At 62.4% G+C, this 23,379-nt stretch carries 26 protein-coding genes; 11 read left to right on the forward strand and 15 right to left on the reverse strand.

Features of this window, described 5'->3' with window-relative positions; all coding sequences use genetic code 11:
• Window positions 1–34 precede the first annotated feature (34 nt).
• Window positions 35–496, reverse strand: a complete 462-nt coding sequence (locus tag AC3WQS_RS26180; RefSeq protein ID WP_060939119.1) for a hypothetical protein — start codon at window positions 494–496, stop codon at window positions 35–37.
• Window positions 497–672: 176 nt separating this feature from the next.
• Here AC3WQS_RS26180 and AC3WQS_RS26185 point away from each other — a divergent pair, with 176 nt between their 5' ends.
• Window positions 673–1,332: a response regulator gene (locus tag AC3WQS_RS26185; RefSeq protein WP_019749393.1), complete on the forward strand. Its 660-nt coding sequence runs from the start codon at window positions 673–675 to the stop codon at window positions 1,330–1,332.
• Window positions 1,333–1,339: 7 nt separating this feature from the next.
• Here the strand turns inward: AC3WQS_RS26185 and AC3WQS_RS26190 are convergent, their stop codons facing one another.
• Window positions 1,340–1,780 (reverse strand): hypothetical protein, encoded by a 441-nt coding sequence (locus AC3WQS_RS26190; RefSeq protein WP_060939120.1) that lies wholly within the window; start codon window positions 1,778–1,780, stop codon window positions 1,340–1,342.
• A 273-nt stretch (window positions 1,781–2,053) separates the two neighbouring features.
• Between AC3WQS_RS26190 and AC3WQS_RS26195 the strand changes: the two genes are divergently transcribed.
• The 4 genes from AC3WQS_RS26195 (at window position 2,054) to AC3WQS_RS26210 (ending at window position 5,693) form a co-directional block, all read left to right on the forward strand.
• On the forward strand, window positions 2,054–3,679 hold the full coding sequence (locus tag AC3WQS_RS26195) for a flavin-containing monooxygenase (protein ID WP_047888741.1): 1,626 nt from the start codon (window positions 2,054–2,056) through the stop codon (window positions 3,677–3,679).
• Window positions 3,676–4,473, forward strand: a complete 798-nt coding sequence (locus AC3WQS_RS26200) for a mycofactocin-coupled SDR family oxidoreductase (RefSeq protein ID WP_030535957.1) — start codon at window positions 3,676–3,678, stop codon at window positions 4,471–4,473. The genes AC3WQS_RS26195 and AC3WQS_RS26200 overlap by 4 nt, the downstream gene beginning before the upstream one ends.
• A 4-nt stretch (window positions 4,474–4,477) precedes the next feature.
• Complete coding sequence (locus AC3WQS_RS26205; RefSeq protein WP_492712901.1) at window positions 4,478–5,308, forward strand: mycofactocin-coupled SDR family oxidoreductase; 831 nt, start codon at window positions 4,478–4,480, stop codon at window positions 5,306–5,308.
• A gap of 82 nt (window positions 5,309–5,390) precedes the next feature.
• A complete protein-coding gene (locus AC3WQS_RS26210) occupies window positions 5,391–5,693 on the forward strand; it encodes a hypothetical protein (protein ID WP_030535959.1) in 303 nt (100 codons plus the stop codon).
• Window position 5,694: 1 nt separating this feature from the next.
• Here the strand turns inward: AC3WQS_RS26210 and AC3WQS_RS26215 are convergent, their stop codons facing one another.
• The 3 genes from AC3WQS_RS26215 to AC3WQS_RS26225 form a co-directional block, all read right to left on the reverse strand.
• A complete protein-coding gene (locus tag AC3WQS_RS26215; RefSeq protein WP_492712900.1) occupies window positions 5,695–7,137 on the reverse strand; it encodes an FAD-dependent oxidoreductase in 1,443 nt (480 codons plus the stop codon).
• Window positions 7,138–7,542: 405 nt separating this feature from the next.
• Window positions 7,543–8,154: an AAA family ATPase gene (locus AC3WQS_RS26220; protein WP_492712899.1), complete on the reverse strand. Its 612-nt coding sequence runs from the start codon at window positions 8,152–8,154 to the stop codon at window positions 7,543–7,545.
• Window positions 8,151–8,585 carry a nucleotidyltransferase domain-containing protein gene (locus tag AC3WQS_RS26225; protein ID WP_037126192.1) on the reverse strand — a complete coding sequence of 145 codons (435 nt, stop codon included), beginning with the start codon at window positions 8,583–8,585 and terminating at the stop codon, window positions 8,151–8,153. Before AC3WQS_RS26225 ends, AC3WQS_RS26220 begins: the two co-directional genes overlap by 4 nt.
• Before the next feature lie 92 nt (window positions 8,586–8,677).
• Here AC3WQS_RS26225 and AC3WQS_RS26230 point away from each other — a divergent pair, with 92 nt between their 5' ends.
• Both AC3WQS_RS26230 and AC3WQS_RS26235 read left to right on the forward strand, forming a co-directional pair.
• Window positions 8,678–8,878 (forward strand): hypothetical protein, encoded by a 201-nt coding sequence (locus AC3WQS_RS26230; RefSeq protein ID WP_492712898.1) that lies wholly within the window; start codon window positions 8,678–8,680, stop codon window positions 8,876–8,878.
• Window positions 8,875–9,360 (forward strand): flavodoxin family protein, encoded by a 486-nt coding sequence (locus AC3WQS_RS26235; protein WP_492712897.1) that lies wholly within the window; start codon window positions 8,875–8,877, stop codon window positions 9,358–9,360. The genes AC3WQS_RS26230 and AC3WQS_RS26235 overlap by 4 nt, the downstream gene beginning before the upstream one ends.
• Here AC3WQS_RS26235 and AC3WQS_RS26240 read toward each other — a convergent pair.
• The 3 genes from AC3WQS_RS26240 to AC3WQS_RS26250 all read right to left on the reverse strand — a co-directional run bounded on the left by AC3WQS_RS26240 (window position 9,333) and on the right by AC3WQS_RS26250 (window position 10,580).
• Window positions 9,333–9,578, reverse strand: a complete 246-nt coding sequence (locus tag AC3WQS_RS26240) for a hypothetical protein (RefSeq protein ID WP_020906615.1) — start codon at window positions 9,576–9,578, stop codon at window positions 9,333–9,335. The genes AC3WQS_RS26235 and AC3WQS_RS26240 overlap by 28 nt on opposite strands.
• On the reverse strand, window positions 9,578–9,964 hold the full coding sequence (locus tag AC3WQS_RS26245) for a nuclear transport factor 2 family protein (protein ID WP_070797229.1): 387 nt from the start codon (window positions 9,962–9,964) through the stop codon (window positions 9,578–9,580). Before AC3WQS_RS26245 ends, AC3WQS_RS26240 begins: the two co-directional genes overlap by 1 nt.
• A 115-nt stretch (window positions 9,965–10,079) precedes the next feature.
• Window positions 10,080–10,580, reverse strand: a complete 501-nt coding sequence (locus AC3WQS_RS26250) for a flavin reductase family protein (RefSeq protein WP_020906617.1) — start codon at window positions 10,578–10,580, stop codon at window positions 10,080–10,082.
• 239 nt (window positions 10,581–10,819) lie between these two features.
• Here AC3WQS_RS26250 and AC3WQS_RS26255 point away from each other — a divergent pair, with 239 nt between their 5' ends.
• Window positions 10,820–11,521, forward strand: a complete 702-nt coding sequence (locus AC3WQS_RS26255; protein ID WP_019749414.1) for a PadR family transcriptional regulator — start codon at window positions 10,820–10,822, stop codon at window positions 11,519–11,521.
• A 1-nt stretch (window position 11,522) separates the two neighbouring features.
• Here the strand turns inward: AC3WQS_RS26255 and AC3WQS_RS26260 are convergent, their stop codons facing one another.
• From AC3WQS_RS26260 to AC3WQS_RS26280, 5 genes are all read right to left on the reverse strand, one after another.
• Window positions 11,523–12,305, reverse strand: coding sequence for an IclR family transcriptional regulator (locus AC3WQS_RS26260; RefSeq protein ID WP_020968790.1), 783 nt, complete (start codon window positions 12,303–12,305; stop codon window positions 11,523–11,525).
• A 210-nt stretch (window positions 12,306–12,515) separates the two neighbouring features.
• Window positions 12,516–13,427, reverse strand: coding sequence for a biphenyl-2,3-diol 1,2-dioxygenase (bphC, locus tag AC3WQS_RS26265; RefSeq protein ID WP_020968791.1), 912 nt, complete (start codon window positions 13,425–13,427; stop codon window positions 12,516–12,518).
• Between the two features lie 39 nt (window positions 13,428–13,466).
• Window positions 13,467–14,648 (reverse strand): acyl-CoA dehydrogenase family protein, encoded by a 1,182-nt coding sequence (locus AC3WQS_RS26270; RefSeq protein ID WP_019749417.1) that lies wholly within the window; start codon window positions 14,646–14,648, stop codon window positions 13,467–13,469.
• A gap of 51 nt (window positions 14,649–14,699) precedes the next feature.
• Window positions 14,700–15,896 (reverse strand): 3-ketosteroid-9-alpha-monooxygenase, oxygenase component, encoded by a 1,197-nt coding sequence (locus AC3WQS_RS26275; RefSeq protein ID WP_492712896.1) that lies wholly within the window; start codon window positions 15,894–15,896, stop codon window positions 14,700–14,702.
• 126 nt (window positions 15,897–16,022) lie between these two features.
• Window positions 16,023–16,568 (reverse strand): hypothetical protein, encoded by a 546-nt coding sequence (locus AC3WQS_RS26280; RefSeq protein ID WP_020968793.1) that lies wholly within the window; start codon window positions 16,566–16,568, stop codon window positions 16,023–16,025.
• Between the two features lie 222 nt (window positions 16,569–16,790).
• Here AC3WQS_RS26280 and AC3WQS_RS26285 point away from each other — a divergent pair, with 222 nt between their 5' ends.
• Window positions 16,791–18,365 carry an AMP-binding protein gene (locus tag AC3WQS_RS26285; protein ID WP_046379815.1) on the forward strand — a complete coding sequence of 525 codons (1,575 nt, stop codon included), beginning with the start codon at window positions 16,791–16,793 and terminating at the stop codon, window positions 18,363–18,365.
• 24 nt (window positions 18,366–18,389) lie between these two features.
• On the opposite strand, the gene AC3WQS_RS26290 is transcribed toward AC3WQS_RS26285, so the two are convergent.
• Window positions 18,390–19,073, reverse strand: a complete 684-nt coding sequence (locus AC3WQS_RS26290; protein ID WP_279218354.1) for a response regulator — start codon at window positions 19,071–19,073, stop codon at window positions 18,390–18,392.
• Window positions 19,070–20,722 carry a sensor histidine kinase gene (locus AC3WQS_RS26295; RefSeq protein WP_252858639.1) on the reverse strand — a complete coding sequence of 551 codons (1,653 nt, stop codon included), beginning with the start codon at window positions 20,720–20,722 and terminating at the stop codon, window positions 19,070–19,072. Before AC3WQS_RS26295 ends, AC3WQS_RS26290 begins: the two co-directional genes overlap by 4 nt.
• Before the next feature lie 168 nt (window positions 20,723–20,890).
• On the opposite strand from AC3WQS_RS26295, the gene AC3WQS_RS26300 reads away from it, so the two are divergent.
• Both AC3WQS_RS26300 and AC3WQS_RS26305 read left to right on the forward strand, forming a co-directional pair.
• Window positions 20,891–21,898 carry a Bug family tripartite tricarboxylate transporter substrate binding protein gene (locus AC3WQS_RS26300; protein ID WP_037137427.1) on the forward strand — a complete coding sequence of 336 codons (1,008 nt, stop codon included), beginning with the start codon at window positions 20,891–20,893 and terminating at the stop codon, window positions 21,896–21,898.
• Window positions 21,899–21,991: 93 nt separating this feature from the next.
• Complete coding sequence (locus AC3WQS_RS26305) at window positions 21,992–23,377, forward strand: CitMHS family transporter (RefSeq protein WP_003944372.1); 1,386 nt, start codon at window positions 21,992–21,994, stop codon at window positions 23,375–23,377.
• Window positions 23,378–23,379 lie beyond the last annotated feature (2 nt).

Below are 23,379 nucleotides of genomic sequence, written 5' to 3' on the forward strand. Positions count from 1 at the left end.
GCGGATCAAGTTCGTGGTTGCTTCAACGCTCGTTTCAGTTCTGCGTGAAGACGTCGTAGGAGGCGTTCATCGTGGGGTAGCCGGTGGCCATGTAGTCGGTGAGGATGACGTGCGTCGGGTCACCGATGGTGCGGGTCCCGTCGAGGGTGGGGTTGCCGGCGTAGTTGTTGGCCGCCATGACGGTCTGGACTCCGTCGGCCACGTTGTAGGTGACGTCGACACCGATGCCGCGCGGATCGCTGCTGTAGGCGGTGACGATTTCGGTCGTGTGCGGAGCCAGGTAGGAGCGGGGGCCGTTGATCCACTGTCCGTAGGGGTTGGACGCGCTCTCCAGCAGCATCGGGTTGTCGGTGTTGTTGGTGATGGTCATGGCAACCGTCGGGCCGTCGGTCGGCATGGTGCCGGCGTTGGCGACCGCCGCGGTTCCCAGTGCGGTTCCGCCGAGAGCGAGGGCGATCGCGGTGACTGCTACGAAGCGAGTGGTGTTGGTACGCATGATGTCTGCTCCTGGGCTGGTGTGTGGTTGCCGTTCTCGGCGATGAATCAATCTTGTCGCGAATCAGGGCTGCTGTATGTCCGCCGACGGGGCCGTGGCGGGGTTGAATCGCGTGTCCCCCGATCGGGGGAGGCGCAAGTGCTCGCATTGCTGGTACGGGCGTGAGAAAGTGAGCAATGCGAGAAGGCACGAAGCCGGTGGTCGGCAAGGTTTCCGTGGTGGTCGGCGACGATCACCCGTTGTTTCGTGAGGGCGTGGTTCGGGCCCTGACCGGCAGTGACCGCATCGACGTTCTGGGCGAGGCCGACGACGGCGCAGCTGCGCTCGCAATGATTCGGGAATTACGCCCGAAGGTGGCGCTGATCGATTTCCGGATGCCGCACCTGGACGGGACCCAGGTGGCAGCAGCAGTGGTTCGAGACGAGTTGCCGACCAGGGTGCTCCTGCTCAGTGCTCACGACGAATCGTCCGTCGTGTACCAGGCTCTGCAGGCGGGTGCTGCCGGATTCCTGCCGAAGGAATCCACCCGGGCCGAGATCGTGAGCGCCGTGCTCGACTGCGCCGCGGGCCGAGATGTGTTGCCGCCCAGCATCGCTGCCGGACTGGTGGGGGAGGTGCGTCGCCGTAGCGAGCCGTCCGGCCCGACTCTCAGCGCCCGTGAGCGTGAAGTTCTCGGATTGATCGCACAGGGCGCCAGTATCCCCACCATCGCCTCCCAGCTCTTTCTTGCGCCTTCGACCGTCAAAACCCACGTGCAGCGCCTCTACGAGAAACTCGGAGTCAACGATCGAGGCGCCGCCGTCGCCGCCGCGATGCGGCAGGGTCTGTTGGAGTGAACGGGAGTCACCGCAGTACGTACGTGACGTTCATGGCCGGGTAACCCGAGGTCATCGTCACCGTGACGTCGTGGCCGTCGGGGGCGTACGTTCCGCCGGCATCTGCCCTGGTCTTCGAGTTGGTGGCGCTGAAGACAAACACTCCACCGTCGTCGGAGCGGTACGTCAGCACGACGGGAAAGTCGTTCTGATTCTTGCTCGTGGCGACCACGTTGACGTTCATGTTCGGCAGGATGTAGTCGGCCGGCGGGACGATCCAGTCACCGTTCGGGTTGGATGCGTCGACCAGATACAGGGCCCCGAAGCCCGAATTGCTGATCATCGCCGTCGTGACGGAAGTGTCGGTTATCGACTTCACCGCGTTTGCACCGGCGGCGCGGGCGACCAGAGCTGCCATGCTGAGGCCGGAGAAGGAAATTGCTTCGGGTCGAATTGTGTTGGTAGTCATGATGTTTCTCCTCGATTTGTCGGTCTCGGTGACCGTGTGTTTCGGTGATGAGACAACTATGGCCCCGAAATCCCTTCGGGTCTGTCCACCTACGGGTCCGAGTGCTGGATGACATCGGTGTCCCCCGATCGGTGGACAAACCCGTACGGGCCCGCCCACCCAGCGTCACGAGGGTGGAGGCTCCGCCCACCCAGTGTCATGGGGTGGAGGCTCCGCCCACCCAGCGGGAGAACCCGTTCCTCTACCAACCAGTCCACTCGTAGCGTGACCACCATGACCGATCCTGACTTCTCCACCGCACCACTCGACGTCGTAGTCATCGGCGCCGGCGTCGCTGGCATGTACGCCATGCACCGACTTCGCGAGCAGGGGCTGCGTGTCCACGGCTTCGAGGCGGGCTCCGGAGTGGGCGGCACGTGGTACTTCAACCGCTACCCCGGCGCACGCTGTGACGTCGAGAGTTTCGACTACTCCTACTCGTTCTCCGAAGAGCTGCAACAGGATTGGGACTGGAGCGAGAAGTACGCCGCGCAACCGGAGATCCTCTCGTACCTCGATCACGTGGCTGATCGCTTCGACCTTCGCACTGGCTTCACCTTCGACACACGCGTTCTGAGCGCACAGTTCGACGAGGGTACTGCCACGTGGCGAGTACAGACCGACGGCGGTCACGACGTCACCTCACGCTTCGTCGTGTGCGCCACGGGCAGCCTCTCGACCGCAAACGTTCCGAACATTGCGGGCCGTGAGACCTTCGGTGGCGAGGTGTTCCACACCGGTTTCTGGCCGCACGAGGGCGTCGACTTCACCGGCAAACGCGTCGGTGTGATCGGCACCGGATCCTCGGGCATCCAGTCCATTCCGCTGATCGCCGAGCAGGCCGATCATCTCTACGTTTTCCAGCGGTCCGCGAATTACAGTGTGCCGGCAGGAAACACGCCTCTCGATGACAAGCGCCGCGCCGAGATCAAGGCCGGCTACGCAGAGCGTCGAGCGCTGTCCAAGCGCAGTGGCGGTGGATCGCCGTTCGTTTCGGATCCTCGCAGCGCCCTCGAGGTCTCGGAGGCCGAGAGAAACGCAGCATACGAGGAGCGGTGGAAGCTCGGCGGTGTCCTGTTCGCCAAGACCTTCGCAGACCAGACGAGCAACATCGAGGCCAACGGGACAGCGGCAGCGTTTGCCGAACGCAAGATCCGCTCGGAAGTCCAGGATCAGGCGATCGCCGACCTGCTCATTCCGAACGACCACCCCATCGGAACCAAGCGGATAGTCACGGACACGAACTACTACCAGAGCTACAACCGTGACAACGTCAGCCTGGTAGATCTCAAGTCCGCACCGATCGAGGCGATCGACGAGGCTGGAATCAAGACGGCCGATGCGCACTACGAACTGGATGCGCTGGTGTTTGCCACCGGGTTCGACGCGATGACGGGAGCGCTCGATCGCATCGAGATCCGCGGCCGCAATGGCGAGACGTTGCGCGAGAACTGGCATGCGGGTCCAAGGACGTATCTAGGCCTCGGAGTACACGGGTTCCCCAACCTGTTCATCGTCACCGGGCCGGGTAGCCCGAGTGTGCTGTCCAACATGATTCTCGCTGCCGAGCAGCACGTGGACTGGATCGCGGGCGCGATCAACCACCTCGATTCGGCGGGCATCGACACCATCGAACCGAGTGCCGAAGCCGTGGACAACTGGCTCGACGAATGCTCACGCCGGGCGTCGGCGACGCTGTTTCCATCCGCGAACTCCTGGTACATGGGAGCTAACATTCCGGGAAAGCCGAGGATATTCATGCCATTCATCGGAGGATTCGGTGTCTACTCCGACATCTGTGCAGACGTGGCAGCAGCGGGATACCGAGGCTTCGAACTGAACAGTGCGGTGCACGCATGAGTCGCCTCGAGGGTCTTCGCGTACTCGTGACAGGTGCGGCCGGCGGGATGGGCCGCTCACACTGCGAGCGTCTCGCCGACGAAGGCGCGTCCGTGATCGCGTTGGATGTCGTGCAGGCAAAGTCCGAGCTGGAGGAGACCGCCCAGGCGGTACGCGAGCGTGGAGGCGTGGCGGTCACCGGCGTCGCGGACATTCGTGACTTCGAAGATCTCGCCGCGGTAGTCGCCGATTGTGTCGCCGAACTCGGCGGGTTGGACGTCGTCGTCGCGAATGCAGGCGTGTACGACACGCCGGGACCGTCGTGGACCATCGATCCTGCAGTGTGGAACCGCTCGCTCGACGTCAATCTGACCGGGGCGTGGCACACCGTCAAGGCCTGTGTTCCGCACTTCGGCGACGGTGGATCCGTCGTTCTGGTCAGCTCGACAGCGGGAATCAAAGGTATTGCCGGAGCGAGTCATTACAGCGCCGCCAAGCACGCCGTGGTGGGCCTGGCCAGAACGCTGGCCAACGAGTTGGGCGCGGAGGGTATTCGCGTCAACTCCGTGCATCCGGGTTCGGTGCGTACCCCGATGATCATCAACGAGCGAGTGTTCGCGAACCTGTGCCCGGATATCGAGAATCCCACGGAAGCAGACGCCGCTGCAGTACTGAGCGCGCGCAACCTGTTACCTGTTCCCTGGGTCGATCCGGTGGATGTCAGCAATGCCGTCCTGTTTCTCGCATCCGCGGAGTCCCGCTACATGACCGGCTGTCAGTTGGTGGTCGACGCCGGCCTGACCCAGAAAGTGTGAATTGATGACTTCTCGATTGGAAGGCAAGATCGCGCTGATCACGGGTGCGGCTCGAGGAATCGGCCGGGCTCAGGCCGTGCGATTCGCCGAAGAAGGTGCGGACATCATCGCGATCGACGTGTGCGCGTCGGTGGAAACGACAGTCACCCCGCCCGCGTCGGAATCCGATCTCGCCGAGACGGTAGCCCAGATCGAGGCACTGGGGCGAAAGGTCGAATCTGCGGTAGTGGACGTTCGGGATCTCGAGGCACTACGCAGCGCGGTGGACTCGGGGGTCGAAGCGCTCGGTGGACTCGACATCGTGTGCGCTACAGCTGGTATCACGTCCTCCGACGGGGCTCTGACGATGTCGGAAACGATGTGGCAGACCATGTTGGACGTGAACCTGACCGGGGTGTGGCACACCACGACGGTTGCGGCGCCGCACTTGATCGCGCGAGGTGGGGGATCGATGACACTCACCAGCTCCATCGCCGGATTGCGGGGGCTGGTCGGAGTTGCGCACTACACCGCAGCCAAGCATGGAGTCGTTGGTCTGATGCGTTCGCTGGCAAAGGAATTGGCGCCGCACAACGTGCGGGTCAACACCGTTCATCCCACCAACGTCGACACTCCGATGATTCAGAACCCGTTGGTGCGCGGCAAGTTCCGCCCCGATCTCGAGAACCCGACGCGGGAGGAATTCGCTGCGGCGGCGATGACGATGAACATGCTTGCCATTCCGTGGATCGAACCGGTGGACGTAGCGAATGCGGCACTGTTCCTGGCCTCCGACGAGGCCCGTTACATCACGTCGGTCGCCCTGCCGGTGGATGCGGGGAGTTCGTCCCGCTGAAGTTTGGAATAGCTGAGGTTTGTCGCGCTGGGTTCCGCCACGGTGTGTAGCGTCGGTTTCACCTAACCGAAAGGCGCACACCGTGGCGGAACGACGCTATCTGGAAGTCACCGTCGGGACCAACATCGTCATGGTCCTCGACCACCGCACGGTGGAGGTCTTCGACCGCACCGCCGCGAGCACGAGCGAAGTGGCTCGCTGGCATGTCGAACACATTGCAGTGAAGGCGAAACCGTCGAAATCGGGATTGAAGCTCACCATTGGAAACCGGCTCGCCGACGACTCCATCGCGGTAGCGGGTCCACGGGCATCGCTCACCGTTCCGCCGGAGAATGAAGCCGCCGTCGTCGCGTTCTTCGACGAGGTCAAGGCCGCTCGGATGTGACTCAGTCGCCCGCTGTCGCGCGCGCGGCAGCATGGGCGCCGGCAACACGACCGAACGCGAAGGCGTCGGCAATATGGAATCCACCGTCCTTCGCCGCGCTGTAGGTGGAACTCACTGCGCCCGCCGCATACAGCCCCGGAATCGGGCTACCGGCGGTGTCGAGGACGCGGGAATGACCGTCGCGGCGCGGCCCACCGCTACTCCATCCCAGCAGTGGCGGCCCGGAGACGGCGTAGAACGGAGCGGTTGCCACCGGGGCCAAAGTTTCCGGGTTGCGGCCGAAGGAATGGTCTACGCCGTCCGCGCACGCCTCGTTGTAGCGGTGCACGCTCGTTTCCACGACGGTGGGGTCCAAGCCGAGCTTCCCGGCGAGTTCGGCAAGCGTGTCCGCTTTGATGATCCAACCCTTGTCGATCTCGGCTTGATTGTCCGAACTCCACTCGTACCCTTCGTCGAGGACCATGTGTCCGACGGGCAGTACGTCGCGACCGGGGCTCAGCTGCCCGGCCAACCTCATCGTCTCGTCGAACACTATGTTCATCGGTTGCACCGGAAAGTGTTGGTAGGAACCCTCTCTGAACACATGACCGTGCCGCATTTCGGCTGACTCGTCGGTGAAGCGTCGACCTTCCCGGCTGAGGAACACATAGTTGTGCGCGTTCCACAGTGCGAGGAAGAATCCAGTCGGATTTTCGAGGTCGCCGGGGATTCCCGTAATGGTCATCATGTTGTTCATGTGCCACAGATCCGCGCCCACTGCCTGTGCCATCCGGTGGCCGTCGCCTGTTGCCGAAGGTGAGCCCCAGATCTTCGGATTCTCCAGGCGTAGGTAATCGCGCACCATGGCCGGATTTGCTTCGAAACCTCCGGTGGCAAGGATGACACCTCGGCGCGCATGGATCTGCGAAGTTTGTTCACCCGAACGGATCTCGACTCCGGCCACCGCTCCGGATTCATCCGTCAAGAGTCTGGTGGCCTCGGTGTCGAAAAGGGTTGTGATGTCGCGTTCAGCGAGGGCGGAAACGAGGAAGCGGTAGAGAAGTTCATTGCCCATCTTCCCTTCGATGGTATCCATCCCTGCGTAACAAGAACTTCCGTCGAGTTCGCCGTACTCCGCCGTGGAATGGAAATCGCCGGTCATCGCTACAGTTGCACCCAGACTGCGGAGCCAGTCGGACAGTCCTTGCGTATTCTCTGCCCAGGCGTCGATGACGTCGTCGGCAACGGTGAACGATCCGTTCAACGAACGCAGGAAGGTGCGGGCGGCAGCCGGGTCCTGGTTGACGAACCATCCACTGCCGGACAGTCGAGTGTTGCCGCCCGCGGTATCGCGTCCACTCTTCTCCAGAATCACCACCGACGCGCCGTCAGCGTGTGCTTGGAGTGCTGCGGCGGATCCGGCAGCGCCCGATCCGATGACAATGACATCGACGTTGTTGTCCATGTCACAAAGCTATGGTCGGACGGTGGCGCCTCATACGTGCGTTCCCGGTGAGCGAGAGAAAGGCCTGTTCCGGACAGTCACCTGAGGATCAGTGGGTGCACATCAAGTACTCAGCTGTTGGGCCTCGACTTGAATAACTGGACCGCACTGAGTGTTGCGACAATCGGCCAACACACAACGGCGATCCATACACTGGTTGAACGCTCGCCTTGAACGAGATCGTAAATTGCGAGGGCAGTCAGCAGAATCCCGATCCCGAATGCGATCCAGTTCAGAGTTCTGATGCGGGAGGCAGTTGGTGACGTCATTGAGAAAACCTACTCGACTTCTCGCGACCGTTCGGGAGAATTCCCAGGCCGGGAGGGATGGCGGAATACGAGTATCGCTCGCGATCTCGACGCGATATCAGGAGTGGATGCGCGGCATGCCCGGGTCGGAGTTGTCGATGACGCAGTCGGCTCGGGTCCAGGGTTTTGCAGCGGCGAAGTAAAGCCGTTGCCCGCCCACATATCTGTTCATCGAAGGATGATCCGGATCCGCGTTCGTTCCGTCGCGAAGGTTCATTCGCCGCGCGGTCTCGTGGAAGGGCGCATCGAGGAAGATCGAATAGTCCCATCGTTCGGCGAGTTCGTCTCGATGCAGGAAGAGTCCTTCGACAAGGACTATCGCTCCATCGGCTGCATGCAGGTACGCGTCGCTGTCCCGCCGTTGTCGGTACCTTCTGCTCCCGCCCCGCCCCAACGGATCGAGAACATGTCGTTCGAGGGCGTCGTAGTCGTAGCTGTCGAGCCAGAAGCCTTCCGGTGATTGCCGACCTCTACGATGACGAATCTCCGGCGGATTGAGGAAGTCGTCGACGTGAATGACGATGACGGGGCGTGCATTCAGCTGCGCTGTAAGGCTTTTCGCGAATGTCGTCTTGCCGCTCCCATCGACACCGTCGATCGCGACGAGAGGCGAGCCGCGCAACGCGGATATTTCGGCGGCTAAGGTTTCGAAGACCGACGCAGTGCTCATCGATCAATTCCTACTGCACTCGCAGCGACACGAAGAGGCCCCGTGTCGTACAGGATTCGGTGTCCGTCTTCGAGAACACGTCGAGTGCCCGCGTCGAGCGGAACGTCCGCCCAGCTCTCGCTCGCGAAATTCAGCTCGACGAGGAGGCCGGACCGTAGGCGGAAGCGTCGTTCTCGAACTGGCCCCCAGTTTGCGGCTCTGATGAATCGCGCGTCGGGGCGGAGCCGCACGAACCAGTCTTCATTTGCGAGCGCGTTCGCGTCGTCGGCCAGGATCATCAGGTCAAGATCACTCGCCATACGCTCCGCTCCGCGCGCGTAGGACCCGACCAGCGCTAGAGCCTTGACTCCGTCGTATTCATCGGCCCATCGTTCGACGTCGACGAGCAAAGCGTTGACCGCGCGCCTACGTCCTTTCAATCGTGCTGACATACGGGCATCATTCCCCACCGTCACGGCTGTCCGTAGCTTCGCTGGTACCTCTATCCTGGAACTGTCAGTGATGAACCAGGGGAGGGATGCGTATGTCCAAGGAAGTATCGGCAGGTCTGGCTGTTGGTGCGATGGTCCTTGTTGCAGGCTTGATCTGGACTGGGTTTCCGCTCGACGCATATTCGGTTGTCGCCGTGATTTTTGCAATCTGCGGGGGATTCATCACCTGGATCTACCTGCGCGAGAACGTAGATGCCGTCCCACACACAGCGACGAAAGAAGGCAGTCGATGAAGGCAATCATCGTGTGTACCTCTGTCTCCCATGGCAATACGAAGCGTATCGCCGACGTCATCGGAGAAGTTCTCGATGCTCGCGTGGTCGAGCCCGGTGACATCGACACCGCGCAGCTCGCCGACTACGACCTCGTGGGCTTCGGCTCCGGCATCTACCTACGCTCGTACCACGAAGACCTACGCTCGTTCATCGAGGCACTCCCCGAAGAACGGCGATCCAAGGCTTTTGTCTTCGCCACCAGTGGTTTTCCCGACAAGGGGATTCATCGCTTCTCGCGTCCACTGGTTCAGCTGCTCGAGCAGAAGGGCTTCGATGTGGTCGCAGCCTTCTCGTCCCGTGCGTGGGATACGTATTTTCCGTTCAAGCCGTTCGGCGGTATCCGGAAGGGGCGGCCGAACGCCGACGACTTGGAATCGGCGCGCACGTTCGCCGAAGTCCTACGCGGAAGCGTTCAGGACAGCTTGCCCGGCACCGGGTAGCTGCGCAGGCTCATCTCCAGCTCACCGGCGTCGGCAAGGTCGTTGATCGTCTGACGCAGAGCGCCACACGTCCGCTGAGCGTTGGCTCGACCGTTCTCACGCCCCAGTTCCGGGCACACCACTTGCGACTCTTCGAGCCATTGAACGCTGGTGTGCGCTTCGCTGTATTTCTCGACCAGAACGCGGTTTCCGCAGTTCCGACAGCTGACCTGACGCATCAGCGTGCAATCAGATCGGCCGGTGACCAGAACGCGCGCATGCTCGTGATCTTGGCGTCCGCGTCGAAAGTCATGACGTCGATCGGTTCGACCTCGTAGACCTGATCGCCCACCGGTGTGACGACGCGGAAGTGGAAGGCCGCGCTGGATCCGCTCACCCGCAAGGTGAGAAGCTCCGTCTCTTGCGAACCGCCCTCGAGAGCGCCGTAGAACTCGGTGATCGCCGCTTTGCCGACACGGGGTTCGCTGCCGACCGGGTCTTCGAGTGTCGCGTTCTCGGCGTAGAGGGCGGCGATGTCCGCTGACGATCCGCGAGCCACGGCGTCGAGGTAGGTGGTAACCGTCGCCGTGATCGTGGCCGTGGTGTCTGGTTCGAGAGTGGTCATCGAGTTAGTCCGATCAGTCGAGAAGTTCAGGGTCTGACAACTACTTCGGACGCTATCGGTGCCGTCTCGATTCGGCGTCGCAATCTCCCACGCAGCGGGACGGCCCGCAAGAAATTCAGGCGTCGAAGCGTCCGAAGCCGCCGCGGTAGAACAGAAGCGGACCGTCGTGGCGCAGCACGTTCAGATCGGTGATGCGTGCGACGACGATGGTGTGATCACCGGCGTCGTGCTCCTGCTCGACGGTGGCCTCGATGCGAGCGAGTGCGCCGCTGAGCGCCGGAGCACCGTTGCCGGCCGCGTCCCACTCGACGCCGAGGAACTTGTCGGTCCCGCCGCGAGCGAACGCCGAACACATGTCCTGCTGATCGTGGGCGAGCACATTGATGCAGAGAGTTCCGGATTCGCGAAGCTTCGGCCAACTTGTCGACGTCTTCGCCGGGCAGAACGAGAGCAACGGGGGATCGAGCGATACCGAGACCAGAGACTGGCAGGTGAAGCCGAGGGGTGAGTCTCCATCGTGAGCGGTGATGACGGTGACGCCAGTGCAGAAATTGCTCATCACGTTGCGAAGTGTGCGTCCGTCCAGAACTGGCGGCTCGGCGTTTTCCACGGTCATGTCGTCTCCTTGTTCAAATCTCTGTTCAAATCTCTGCAAACAGCTTCAGAAGCAACGATGTGTGGCGCCGCGGTCGTAATCCAGCGGCAGTCCCACTCAATGGCAGCAATGGCTTCTCGCCACGGGTTCGGACCGACCGAGTGTCAGGTGGAGGGGTCTCGGGCAAATTTGATCCCGCTCAGCGGTCCGTTCGGATTCTACGAAACCAGCAAATCACCAGTGATTGTTAGACTTCGGGCATGTCCGAACCTGATGACGTGTCCCGAGGACTTCCCGCTACCAGCTGGGCAGTGCTCGGGATGCTGACGTTCGGGGAGGAACTGACCGGAAACGATTTGAAGAAGTGGGCTGACTGGAGTGTCGGCTTCTTCTACTGGAGCCCGTCCATCAGCCAGGTCTACGCAGAGCTGAAGAAGCTCGAAAGCATCGGATTCGTGGAGTCCCGGGTCGTCTCCGAGCCCGGGGTACGGGGCAAGCGCCTCTACTCGATCACCCAATCAGGAACCGACGCCGTCCGGACGTGGTCACGGGAGGCGCCGGTGGAAGTCCCGGTGCTCAAGCACGGCGTCATGTTGCGTCTGTGGATGGGACACCTCAACGAACCCGAGCGACTGAAGGCACTGGTCGAAGCCCATATCGCCAACGTCGAAGAGCAGATTCGACGCGCGAAACTCCACGCAGATCATGCCGAGAACGAGCCGGCCTGGTCGTTCCCGGTCATGACGTTGCGATGGTCGGAACGGTACTTCCGAGCCGAGATCGAACTTGCTCGCGAACTACTCGAAGACATCGATCGTGCGTCCGCCGAGTTCGCGAACGTCGCCGAGCACGACCGACTGGGATCGCCGTTGCCCTCGACGCCTGGCAGATGGAAGAACGTCGAGGAGTACGTGTTGGCGCTCGAGCAAGCCGGTCTCACCGGCAACGGCTCGAATATCTGAGTCAGGCCCCGGCTGCGGTGGGCATGTTGCGCAGCAGGTGACGACGCTGCAACGTCGGAGTGACGCTCAGCGATCCGCCGTCGATGCCACGCCAAATGGCAGCGGCCGCCATCCGAACCGGCGCTGCGCTGACGTGGTCGAGTCGGAGAGCCTTCGACGGCGCGCAGATGGATACCGCGGCAACAGCGCGGCCGATGGGGCCGATCGGTGCCGCAAGACAGCTGAATCCCGGTAGGCCGTTTCCGGTTTCGAATGCCACCCCTGATTCGCGAATCCGGGCGAGGTGGGGCAGTGCGTAGCCCGAGGACTTCGGCGAACCGAATGCAAGCAGTGCCTGACCGATCGCAGTGGTCTCGGCCCGGCGTCGACCACCCACACGCGTCGGCACCGCGGCAGCGAGGCGTCCGCCGATCTTCTCCATGTAGACCACATCGGGCCCGTCGAGGATGCCGAGGTGAACCACGAAGCCGGTGACGCGGTAGAGCTCGTGGAGGAGCGGCATGGCTGCAGCGTGGAGGCGGTCTTGATGAACCGCGAGCGATCCCAGTTCGACGAGGCGCATACCGAGTTCGTAGTCGCGGCCGTCGCGGCGCAGCCAACGCATCGAGACGAGACGTTCGAGCATGCGGTGGGCAGACGAGCGTGGCAGGCCCGTGCTCCGAACGACCTGAGCGAGCGTCAACCTGCCGGGACCGTCGAAGGCGTCGAGAACCAGCGAGACGCGATCGAGAATTGCTGTCGGGGCCGAATCGGCGCCTAAAGCATCCACAGCCTGCAGTGTCATCGTGTACCTCACTTCTCTTAGAGCTCCACAACCAGTGAACTGGCTATTTCAATTAGAAATAGTGTCATAGAGTTCTGGATTTGTGAAGTGGATCACCGGTCTGTTTTCGGGCGCGTCACGGTGGAAACGACGAAGGGGCTTGCGCGAATGCTCGCGCAAGCCCCTTCGTCGGTTTACTACCGGCGGGTACTACATCGTCACCGGCAGGTACTACATAGCTGCCAGCGGTTCGCTTCCGGACCAGTCGTGGCCCCAGTAGCTGTCAGCGGTGATCTCCTCGGAGGAGTACGAGTCCTGATCCACCTTCGCGCCCTCGGTGCCGAACTCGATGTCCCAGCCGCCGGGTGCGCGGACGTAGAAGGAGATCATCTTGTCGTTGGTGTGGCGACCCAGGGTCGACGACACGGAGAATCCGTCCTTCATCACGCGGTCGAGAGCCTGGCCGACAGCGTCGAGGGTGTCGACCTCGACCATGATGTGAATCAGGCCGGGTGCGCCGCCGTGCGGTGCCGGGCACAGGGCCAAGCTGTGGTGACGCTCGTTGACGCCCATGAAACGGATTCGCAGCGGCCCGAATTCGGGCGGGGCCGGCAGGCGGAAGGCGCCGCGCGGGTAGAAGCCGAGCACCTCGGTGTAGAAGTCGAAGCTCGCAGCACTGTCCATCACCGGGAGCACGACGTGGCCGAGACCCTGTGCGCCGGTGACGAATCGAGCGCCGAAGGGCGTCACCACGGGGCTGTGGTCGAGGATCGCGCCGTGGAAGACCTCGATGGCTGCTCCACCGGGATCGGTGAAGGCGATGACCTCTTCGACCCGTCGAGCATCCGCTTCGGCGAGCGAAAGCTGCTCCACCTCGGTGCCGTTCTTTTCGAGGGACTCCTGAACGCGGCGCAGTGCGGCGTGATCGGCGACCTCCCAACCGATGTTGACGATCTCGTCGCGCTCACCCTCGACGACGACGATGCGAGCAGCACGCTCGTCGAGTCGTAGGTAGAGAGCGTTCTCGTCCGGCCCACTGCCCTTGGCGAATCCGAGAACATCGAAAGCGAAAGTGCGCCAACGTGCCATGTCGTTGGTCGAGATCTTGACGTAGCCAAGTCCCTTGATGTCAGTGTGTGTCATCGTGTTCTGTTCCTGTCGATTTCTTGTGTCGAAGTCTGATCAGATCATCGCCCGCAGCGGACCCTGCGGATCTGCGCCGAGACGGCTCAGTGAGGCGGCGTGGAATACGGTGCCCGGCACGTGAATTGCGTGGTGCTGTCCCGCGTGAGCGTCGCGCCAGAATCGCTGAAGCGGCTTGTCCATCCGCAGTGCGTTGCCGCCGCAGCGCGGGTAGACCTGATCGATCGCGTTGATTGCGCGCCACGCTGCCTGCACCTGAGTCTGACGTCCCTCGGCGCGCTGCTCGAAGGTGACTTCCTTGCCGGCATCCACTCGATCCCACATGCGGTCGACGTTGGCCAGCAGGGTGTCGCGGGCTGCCCGGATGTCGGCAGTTGCCTGACCGATGGCGAACAAGGTGTACGGGTCGTCCTTGACCGCCGTGCCCTGTGCGTTGATGCGATCGGCCTGGTACTCGTTGGCGTGGAAGAGCATTCCCTCGCAGATGCCGATGGTGGCGGCGGTGATACCGAGGGGGAACATGTTCGACCACGGCATCAGGTACAGCGTCTCGGTGCGCCCGTACTTGCGCACCGCCGTTCCGTCGATGACCTCGTCGCAGTCCATGACGCGGTAATCGGGGACGTACGCATCCTTGACCACGAGGTCCTTGGAGCCGGTGCCGCGAAGTCCCATGACATCCCACGAGTCTTCGATGATCTCGTAGTCGGTGCGCGGAATGATCACATGGAGCATGCGCGGCGGCATCTCCATGTTGCCGTCCTTGTCGCACGCCATCGCACCGAGGAAAGCCCAGTCGCAATGGTCGGTGCCGGAAGAGAACTGCCAGCGGCCGGAGAACTTGTAGCCGCCGTCGGTGGGGATACACATTCCGCCGGGCATGTACGGCGATGCCATCCAGGTGTCGGGATCCGATCCCCAGATCTCCTGCTGCACCTTGGGATCCGCGAACGCGAGCTGCCACGGGTGAACTCCGACGATCCCGTGTACCCAGCCGGCCGAGGGATTGAGCGAAGCCATGCGCATCACGGTCTCGGCGAACTCGCGAGGATGCGCCTCCATTCCGCCGTGTTCCTTGGGTTGGAGCATGCGGATGGAACCGATTGCCTTCATCTTCTTGGCGGTGTCGTCGGCCACCCGGCCGATCCGCTCGGCCTCGATGCCTTCGGCGAAGATGTCGTCGGCCATCGCGTTGATCTGTTCGAGCACTTCGTACGTCATGTTGTTCCTTGCGTTCAGTCAGGTTGTCTCAGCAGTGTTTTCGACTGCGAATCAGGAGGTTGTCTCGAGCGCCTGGGCGTCACGTGCGGCAACGTTTTCGGCGACTTCCCGCTTCCAGCTCTCCACTGCGCGGGTAGTGTCGATCTCGAATTCGAAGCGCTTCGTCATGTCTTCCGTGACGTTCTCGACATCGGTGTAGAACTGGTTGTACCAGCGCCGCAACTGGTAAACCGGGCCGTCCTCCTCCGAGAGCAGCGGGTTGTCGATCGGGGCCTTGTTCTTCCAGATCTCCACGTCCTGAAGGAATCCCATCTCGACGCCCTCGGTGAACTGCGCGGCCATCGCGGCAGTGGACTCGTCGTCCATACCGGGAAGCTTCTTGACCATCGCGCCGTACTGCAACACGAAGGCATTGTTCGAGATGGGGTAGTGGCAGTTGATCAATACAGTTTCGATGATCTGCCCGTTGGCTTCGCTCTTGATCCAGTCGATCATGTACGACGGACCGAAATACGAAGCATCCGAACGAAGAACAGCGTTGGGATCGCCGTAGTTGGTGCCGCTGATGATGTCCTCGCGTCCCACCGATTCCATGTTCTGGCTCGCTACGTGACCTTCGAAGATGTTCTTGAAGTACTTGGGGAACGAGTAGTGAACGTAGAAGAAGTGGGCCATGTCCACGACGTTGTCCACGATCTCGCGGCAATGAGAGCCTTCGATGGTGAGCGTATTCCAGCTCCAGTCGCTCCACTCATCGCTTCCGAAGCCCTCGATGTCGGGAATTGTGACCTCGGCGGGCGGGGGATTCCCCTGGGGATCGTGCCAGACGAACAGCTGACCGTTCTTCTCGAGTGTGGTCCACGCCCGCGTCTTGGCCAGCGGCGGAACGCGTCGTGCGTAGGGGATCGCCGTACATTTTCCGTTACCGCCCCAACGCCAGTCGTGGAACGGGCAGGCGATCGAATCGCCCTTGACGGTTCCGTGAGCGAGGTTGCCACCCATGTGGCGGCAGTAGGCGTCGAGAATCTTGATGTCGCCCTTGCTGTCGGCGAAGACGACAAGGCTGGTGCCGAATGCCTCGATCTGGTGGGGCTGACCGTCGCGATAGGTATTGCTCAGTCCGAGGCAGTGCCATCCACGCGCGAACCGCGCCGGGGGCGCTGCCGCTTCGATTTCTCGAATTTCCTCGCCGGCGCCCGACTGCGTCGAGGCGTCCGTAGTGGTGAGTGGGCCGGTTCCGAGTGCCATGTCTTCCTCCGAGCCGCGTCTTGCGACGCTCCAGTGATGTGATCCGTCTCATACAACGACGAAGCGTCCTCTGGAGATACGGCAGTTCCCGCTGGATGGAACACCCGCTCGGTGACCTGCAGAGATTCAGCTCGCGAGTGTCGCCACATCGTCGATCGCGTAAGTCGCCCAGGCCCGAGCGGTGACGACCCCGGTGGGATCGGTGGCGACCAGAGCTACGTCGGCGACGCTCTCGTGGTCCTTCTCGTACGTAGCGAGCACCGTCACGGAGCAGTTCAGATCTGCTCCCGCGGAAGTTGCGGTGCAACGTCCGCGGAACCGTCGTAGCGACGCCGAGCCGTAACGACGAGCGGCGAAATCGGCAAGGGCAGCAACGGAATCGGTTCCGGTGCCCGCTGTCGGGGCTTCCCGGACGAAGACCTCGGCAACCAGATGCCCGGTCTGGTCGTGGTATTCGGTGATCCGCTCGAGAGTCGAGCCCAGCGGCCTCACGGATCCGGTGAGCAGCGCGCCCGGATCAGGGCGCCCGAAGAACACGACGTCCTGTTCGACGACGGACCCGTCGGGTGCCGAGCGCACGGTGCCGTACAGCGAGTCGAAATCCGAGAGGAGCGTGGTGGACGTACGGGGAGCAGATGCCGTGAAGTGGGCGGTACCGAGGTTGGTAGTCATGACACTCTCCGTTGGACGCGACCGAGACGCTGTCGTCTCGGTGGGTACATCGACGCTAACCACCGCTCTCGCGGGTGACGACGGGCTTCCCGCTGATCGGGAGCATTCTCGGATTCGATCGAAGAGGTGGAACCTGTTCCAGTTTTGTGCAATTCTGGATATCGTATCCGTGACCGGGAGCACATCTCGATGACTGCACGCGCCGAGCAGAAGGAAGACCAGATGACAGACGAGTTCGCTGACCTGCACCGACCGGTATACGGTCCGGACCTGCTCATCACCGCTCTGGAACGCAATCACGACAAGCCTGCGCTGTACCTCGGAGACGTGATCCTCACCGGAGGGCAGATGCGCGATCAGATCAGCTGCTTCGCCCAGGCTCTCGCGTCGCTGGGAATCACTCAGGGCACCAGCACCGCGATGCTGTCGAAGAACCGCCCCGAGGTGCTGATCAGCATGGGCGCGACCATGATCACCGGCTGCCGGGCGAGTGCCTTGAACCCGATGGGATCGCTCGACGACCACAAGTACATCGTCGACGACGCCGAGATCGAGACCCTCATCTTCGATCCCAATGCCTTCGAAGATCGTGCCGCCGAGTTGAAGGCGTCGTCGCCTTCGCTGACCAACGTGCTCTCGATGGGCCCGTCCGAAGTGGGGATCGACATCCTTGCTCTGGCCGCGACATTCGAGCCTGCGCCGCTGAAGGCAGCGCACGTCGATGCCGAAGACGCCAGCAGCATGGTCTACACCGGTGGAACGACCGGCAAGCCCAAAGGTGTTGTGGGATCGTTCCGTTCGGGTGCAGCGCTCAATCAGATCCAGATGTCGGAGTGGCAGTGGCCCGAGGACAACCGCTTTCTCATCTGCACGCCACTCTCACATGCAGGCGCGGCGTTCTTCATCCCGACTTTGCTGCGCGGCGGCGCTCTGATCGTCCTGCCCGCCTTCGAACCGGGGGCCGTGCTCGAGGCGATCGAGAAGCACAAGATCACGGCAACCATGTTGGTGCCCACCATGATCTACATGCTCATGGACCACCCCGATCTGCCCAAGCGTGACGTATCGAGTCTGCAAACGCTGTTCTACGGAGCGTCCGCGATGTCCCCGGCCAGATTGCAAGAGGGCATCAAGAAGTTCGGGCAGATCTTCTTCCAGTTCTACGGTCAGACCGAGTGCGGCATGACAATCTCGGTGCTGCGCAAGGAAGAACACGTCGCCGACGATCCGGCCCGCCTCGCGACCTGTGGGCGGCCGGTGCCATGGCTCGACGTCCGGTTGCTCGACGACGACCTCAACGAGGTGCCGCAGGGAGAGCTCGGTGAGATCTGCGTGCGCGGCCCGCTGATCATGAAGGGCTACTGGAAGAAGCCGGCCGAAACCGCCGAGGCGTTCCGTGGGGGTTGGCTGCACACCGGAGACATCGCACGTAAGGACAAGGACGGGTTCATGTCCATCGTCGATCGCAAGAAGGACATGATCGTGACCGGTGGTTTCAACGTGTTCCCGCGCGAGATCGAAGACGTGATCTCGGCGCACCCGTCCGTCGCATCGGTGGCGGTAGTCGGTGTACCGGACGACAAGTGGGGCGAAGCCGTCAAGGCCTGCGTGGTGCTTCGTGCCGGACTGACCGTGGACACCGAGGAACTGGTCGACAAGGTGAAGGCAGCCAAGGGTTCGGTTCACGCTCCCAAGAGCATCGACTTCGTGGATTCACTCCCGTTGACACCGCTGGGCAAGCTGGACAAGAAGGCACTGCGCGCGCGTTACTGGGAGACCAGCGCCCGCGCAGTCTAGGAACCAGCGTCGTGTAGCGAAGGGTCAGCGTTTCCAGACGTAACGACGCTCCGGGCGGCCCACCACTCCGTATTTCAGCGAGGTGGTGGACCGCCCGGACTCGTAGAGGTACTCGAGGTAGCGCCTCGCGCTCGCGCGTGAGATACCGACTCTCTCGGAAATGTCTGTTGCCGAGGCGGGTTCGGTGTCGTCTCGCAGAGCTGTCTCGACCAACCGAAGAGTCTCGGGACTGAGTCCCTTGGGCAAACCTTTGTGGGACGACGCCCCTGGTGCGCCACCTGCAACACCGAAGGCCTCGTCCACTGCTGTCTGTTCTGCTTCGCCGGAGCTGTCGAGATTCGCGTATGTCGATCGGTAACGCTCGAGACGCTCACGGAGAACCTCGAACGTGAATGGCTTCATCAGGTAATGCACGACGCCGCTGCGCAGCGCCTTCTTGACCGAGCCGGCCTCGCGCTCACTCGTGATGACAAGAACATCCAGCTCCGGTGCCAGCTCGCGAAACGGGGCGATCAGATCGAGTCCGGTGGTGCCCGGCAGGTGGACGTCGAGAAGCACCAGGTCGGGTTGGAACTCACCGACTGCGGCCAGCGCGGCCTCGGCCGAATGGGCGACGCCACACACTTCGAAACCGTCTATCCGCGAGACGAATCCGCTGTGCACCTTCGCCACCATGAAGTCGTCGTCGACCACCAGTACCCGGATCATGCGCCCTCTCCGTCGTGTAGGACTGCGGTGAAGACAGTCCATTCGATGCCCTCTGTCGAACGACTGCTCACCGTGACGTCGCCACCGCGTCGACGACACGTCAGGCGTACCAGTGCCAAGCCGAAACCGTGTCCGTCGCTCGATTGTCCCTTGGTGCTCCAGCCCTGGCCGAAAACCCTGTCGCGATTCTCCGGCGCGATACCGGGGCCGGCGTCCTCGACCCGCACTTCGACGGCGGTGCCACGACCCCGAATCGACAATCGAACCTTGCGGCGCGACGCTTCCGGCATTTCACCGACAGCGTCGACGGCATTGTCGACGAGGTTTCCGACCACCGTCACGAGGTCTCGGCCGAGTCGGCGATCAACCGAGTCCAGGTGCGTGTCCGATGTCAGTTCCACGGTGACCAATCCCTGTGCAGCGGCACCCATCTTGGCGATCACGAGTGCGGCAGTGCCGACGTCGGCGATCTTGTCGGTCACGGCTGCACTGACCTGTGCGCGCTCCATGGTCAGGCCCTCGACGTAGCCGACCACCTCGTCGTACTCGCCGAGCTGGATGAGGCCGGAAATGGTGTGCAACTGATTGTCGAACTCGTGGATGTGGGCGCGTAGCGCGTCCGTGCTGGTTTTGGTCACGTCGAGTTCTTCTTCCACGGAGCGCAATTCGGTGCGGTCGCGGAAGGTGGTGACCGACCCGATGGTGCGGCCTTTCGATTCGATCAAGACGGTGTTGAGGACGAGTAGTCGATCTCCGACAAGAACCAACTGATCGGATTCGGTTGTGCCGGAGGTCAGTACACTCTGGAGTCGGTCGTCGAGACCGAGATCTCGCACAGATCTACCGGCACTCCCGCGTGGGATGTCGAGGAGTTGGTGGGCGCTGTCGCTCATCAGCACCACTTTTGCCTGCGCGTCGAATGCGATGACACCTTCCTTGAGGCCACGCAGCATCGCCTCACGTTGGCGAACCAGGTCCAGGATCTCGCCGGCCTCCATGCCGAGGGTCTGCCGTTTGACCCTGCGGGCCAACAGGATCGAACCGACGCCCCCGAGAAGCGAGGCCACCGCGAGGTATACCAGGAGGTTCGGTGCAGATTGCAGCAGTCGCGTCCAGATCGAGGGGTACTCGATGCCGACGATCGCGGTTCCGGTGATCCCTCCTTCACTGCCGAGAATCGGAACGTGCGCTTCCACTGCCTTGCCTGAGGACGTGTCGACCAAACCCGTCCATGACCGATCCTGTGTCTGACGTGCGTCGACGCCGACATCACCGGGACGCGTCGAAATGACGACACTGCCGTCGGCGTCGGCAAGCGAGACGTAGGTGACGCCCGAGATTGCGCGCACCGAGTCGACCGAACCTTGTAGTCCGGAGCGGAGACGAGTCTGCGCCTGGGGGAGTAGTTCACGTACCGCTGGATTGGCTGCGAGTGATTCCGCTGCCGAGAGTGCGCGACGTCCCTCCTCGCGTTGGAAACTCGCAGACGACTGAGCGAGGGAGAGGGCGGTGACACACACGAGAACTGCGACGACGATCAGAAGTTGCAGTTCGAGAAGTTGGGTCGCCAGAGTGTGCCGGCGCCGAAACAGGCGCTCACGCAGAGGCGACTTGCGCTCTCGCTCGGCCTGCTCGTTTCCTGAGGACACCAGCCAGACCCTAGCCTTCAGTTCGATGCCGGGAAAGCCGCTGTTCGTGAGCACAATGAGCACAAATCAATTTGCTTTCCCAATGGTGACCCCAGTCACAAAGTGCGTCAGTATGAAACCTGTTCACACAGCGGTACCAGCAGACAGCCAGCAGACAAGGACAAGGCCATGAGGACATCGAAGCGACTGAGCAGGCATATCGCCCTGCTCGGTGCTTGCGCGATGGCTCTCGTGCTCTCGACCGGATGCACTCCGGGCGAGTCCTTCTTCGCCGGTGGTCGAGCGGGTGAGAGTTCCGAAGAACTGCGTGTACTGGTGCCCTCGGTGGCCGGTGGTGGTTACGACCTGACCGCCCGGACCATGGTGCAGGCACTGGCCGACGAAGGGACCGTCGACGCCGACGTCGTTGTTCTGCCCGGATCGGGTGGCATCGTCGGACTCAACCGGTTGGCTCTCGAACGCGGAAATCCCGATCTACTCATGGTCATGGGACTCGGCGTTCTCGGTTCGCTCGAGATACTGCCGTCCGAGCACACCCTTTCCGACGTGACACCGATCGCGAGACTGGTCGAAGAGCCGGAAGCTGTACTGGTCCCGGCAGATTCGCCGTACAAAACTCTGGCAGATCTGACGCAGGCCTGGGTGGCGGATCCGTCGTCGATCTCGATCGGTGGTGGTTCGAGTGAAGGCGGACCGGACGGGCTGTTCCGCCTTCTGTTCGCACGGGCGGTCGGCGTCGATCCGTCGCTGTCCCCTTACCGAATCTACGACGGCGGCGGAGAACTGCTTCCGGCGCTGCTGACCAGGCAGGTCGACGTCGCCGCCACCGGTATCGGTGAGTACCTGGATCAGATTGCGGCAGGCACGGTTCGGGTCCTCGCGGTCAGTTCGCCGGAGCGCACTCCGGCGGTGGATGCACCGACCATGGCGGAGTCGGGCGTCGACGTCACGTTCACCAACTGGCGGGGTCTCATGGCGCCCCCCGGATTGACGGACGACCAGCGTCAGCATTTACAGAATTTAGTGCGGGATCTTGCGGCAAGTCCACGGTGGAACGAGCTGTCCGACCGAAATGGTTGGAACAGCGCAGTTCTCACCGAACCCGAGTTCTCTGCCTTCCTCGCCGAACAATCCCGGTTCGTCGACGCGACACTCGATCCGCCCGGCACCAACTGAGCACAACCGAAGTTTCGTTTCACCTCCACGAAGGTCACCGGCTCGATTTGCCGTGCCGTTTTTCTCGGCAACTCAGCACAAAAGGAGTTCATCATGCTCGTCACACTCGGCTTCCTCATGGTTGCGGTGTTCATGTTCCTGATCCTCACCAAACGCGCGACCCCGGTGGTGGGACTGACCCTGGTGCCGGTGGCCTTCGGACTACTCGCCGGAGCGGGCCTCGGCATCGGCGACATGATCACCGACGGCATCAAGTCGCTCGCACCCACCGCGGCGCTGTTGTTCTTCGCGATCATCTTCTTCGGAATCATGATCGACGTCGGCCTCTTCGATCCGCTGGTCAAACTCATCTTGCGGATGGTGCGAGACGATCCGATGCGGCTCGTGGTCGGCACCGCGGTGCTCGCGATGGTGGTCTCGCTGGACGGAGACGGTTCGACGACCTTCATCATCGTGACCTCCGCGCTACTGCCGCTCTACCTCAAACTCGGTGTCAGTCCCGTTGTACTGACGGTGATCGCCGGCTTGTCCAACGCGACGATGAACATCATTCCGTGGGGTGGCCCGACCGTGCGGGCGGCTAGCGCGCTGGGACTCTCGCCCTCCGACGTGTTCGTCCCGATGGTGCCGTCGTTGATCGTCGGCCTGATCATGGTGCTCGGATTCGCGATTCACCTCGGGATCATGGAGCGTCGCAGGATCGGGACTTTGGTCCTGACTTCTGAGCGCATCCTCGAAAAGGTCGGAAACGGTGGAAGTTCCAGCACCGGTAGCGCCGGCACCGGCGGCTCGAACGACTCCGAAGACGACGGCGGCGACACCGGACGATTCATCGACGGCCTCGACCCCAAGCGGGACACCTTGCGACCGAAGCTGCTCTGGTTCAACGCCGCGCTGACGACGATCCTTCTCGTCGTGCTCGTGATGGACATCCTGCCCATCCCGGTGCTGTTCATGATTGCGTCGTCGATCGCTCTCGCGGTCAACTTCCCGGCGGTCAAGGATCAGGGCGAAGCAATCGCACGCCATTCGTCGAGCATCGTCTCCGTTGTCGCGATGGTCCTGGCAGCAGCGGTGCTGACCGGCGTTTTCCAGGGAACCGGCATGGTCGAGGCGATGGCAGAGTGGCTGCTCCAGGTCATTCCCGACGCGATGGGCCCGCATCTGGCCGTCATCACGGGCGTCCTGAGTATCCCGCTCACATTCTTCATGACCAACGACGCGTTCTACTTCGGTGTGCTGCCGGTGCTGTCCGAGACGGCAGCCCAGTACGGCATCGAGCCGGTGGAGATGGCGCGCGCCTCGATCACCGGGCAGGCCGTGCACATGCAGAGTCCGCTGGTCCCGGCGATCCTGCTGCTGGTCACGCTTGCCGGTGTGTCCCTGGCGGATCACCACAAGAAGGTCCTGTGGCGAGCAGGCCTGATCTCGATCACGATGCTCGTGGTCGGTGTCGGATTGGGGCAGATCCCCTTCTGAGT

The sequence above is a fragment of the Rhodococcus sp. FW305-130 genome (genome assembly GCF_058788335.1).

Coding starts and splice junctions, on each gene's coding strand:
- AC3WQS_RS26180 (WP_060939119.1), bottom strand. CDS start 496: ATGCGTACCAACACCACTCGCTTCGTAGCAGTCACCGCGATCGCCCTC.
- AC3WQS_RS26185 (WP_019749393.1), top strand. CDS start 673: ATGCGAGAAGGCACGAAGCCGGTGGTCGGCAAGGTTTCCGTGGTGGTC.
- AC3WQS_RS26190 (WP_060939120.1), bottom strand. CDS start 1,780: ATGACTACCAACACAATTCGACCCGAAGCAATTTCCTTCTCCGGCCTC.
- AC3WQS_RS26195 (WP_047888741.1), top strand. CDS start 2,054: ATGACCGATCCTGACTTCTCCACCGCACCACTCGACGTCGTAGTCATC.
- AC3WQS_RS26200 (WP_030535957.1), top strand. CDS start 3,676: ATGAGTCGCCTCGAGGGTCTTCGCGTACTCGTGACAGGTGCGGCCGGC.
- AC3WQS_RS26205 (WP_492712901.1), top strand. CDS start 4,478: ATGACTTCTCGATTGGAAGGCAAGATCGCGCTGATCACGGGTGCGGCT.
- AC3WQS_RS26215 (WP_492712900.1), bottom strand. CDS start 7,137: ATGGACAACAACGTCGATGTCATTGTCATCGGATCGGGCGCTGCCGGA.
- AC3WQS_RS26220 (WP_492712899.1), bottom strand. CDS start 8,154: ATGAGCACTGCGTCGGTCTTCGAAACCTTAGCCGCCGAAATATCCGCG.
- AC3WQS_RS26225 (WP_037126192.1), bottom strand. CDS start 8,585: ATGTCAGCACGATTGAAAGGACGTAGGCGCGCGGTCAACGCTTTGCTC.
- AC3WQS_RS26230 (WP_492712898.1), top strand. CDS start 8,678: ATGTCCAAGGAAGTATCGGCAGGTCTGGCTGTTGGTGCGATGGTCCTT.
- AC3WQS_RS26235 (WP_492712897.1), top strand. CDS start 8,875: ATGAAGGCAATCATCGTGTGTACCTCTGTCTCCCATGGCAATACGAAG.
- AC3WQS_RS26240 (WP_020906615.1), bottom strand. CDS start 9,578: ATGCGTCAGGTCAGCTGTCGGAACTGCGGAAACCGCGTTCTGGTCGAG.
- AC3WQS_RS26245 (WP_070797229.1), bottom strand. CDS start 9,964: ATGACCACTCTCGAACCAGACACCACGGCCACGATCACGGCGACGGTT.
- AC3WQS_RS26250 (WP_020906617.1), bottom strand. CDS start 10,580: ATGACCGTGGAAAACGCCGAGCCGCCAGTTCTGGACGGACGCACACTT.
- AC3WQS_RS26255 (WP_019749414.1), top strand. CDS start 10,820: ATGTCCGAACCTGATGACGTGTCCCGAGGACTTCCCGCTACCAGCTGG.
- AC3WQS_RS26260 (WP_020968790.1), bottom strand. CDS start 12,305: ATGACACTGCAGGCTGTGGATGCTTTAGGCGCCGATTCGGCCCCGACA.
- bphC (WP_020968791.1), bottom strand. CDS start 13,427: ATGACACACACTGACATCAAGGGACTTGGCTACGTCAAGATCTCGACC.
- AC3WQS_RS26270 (WP_019749417.1), bottom strand. CDS start 14,648: ATGACGTACGAAGTGCTCGAACAGATCAACGCGATGGCCGACGACATC.
- AC3WQS_RS26275 (WP_492712896.1), bottom strand. CDS start 15,896: ATGGCACTCGGAACCGGCCCACTCACCACTACGGACGCCTCGACGCAG.
- AC3WQS_RS26280 (WP_020968793.1), bottom strand. CDS start 16,568: ATGACTACCAACCTCGGTACCGCCCACTTCACGGCATCTGCTCCCCGT.
- AC3WQS_RS26285 (WP_046379815.1), top strand. CDS start 16,791: ATGACAGACGAGTTCGCTGACCTGCACCGACCGGTATACGGTCCGGAC.
- AC3WQS_RS26290 (WP_279218354.1), bottom strand. CDS start 19,073: ATGATCCGGGTACTGGTGGTCGACGACGACTTCATGGTGGCGAAGGTG.
- AC3WQS_RS26300 (WP_037137427.1), top strand. CDS start 20,891: ATGAGGACATCGAAGCGACTGAGCAGGCATATCGCCCTGCTCGGTGCT.
- AC3WQS_RS26305 (WP_003944372.1), top strand. CDS start 21,992: ATGCTCGTCACACTCGGCTTCCTCATGGTTGCGGTGTTCATGTTCCTG.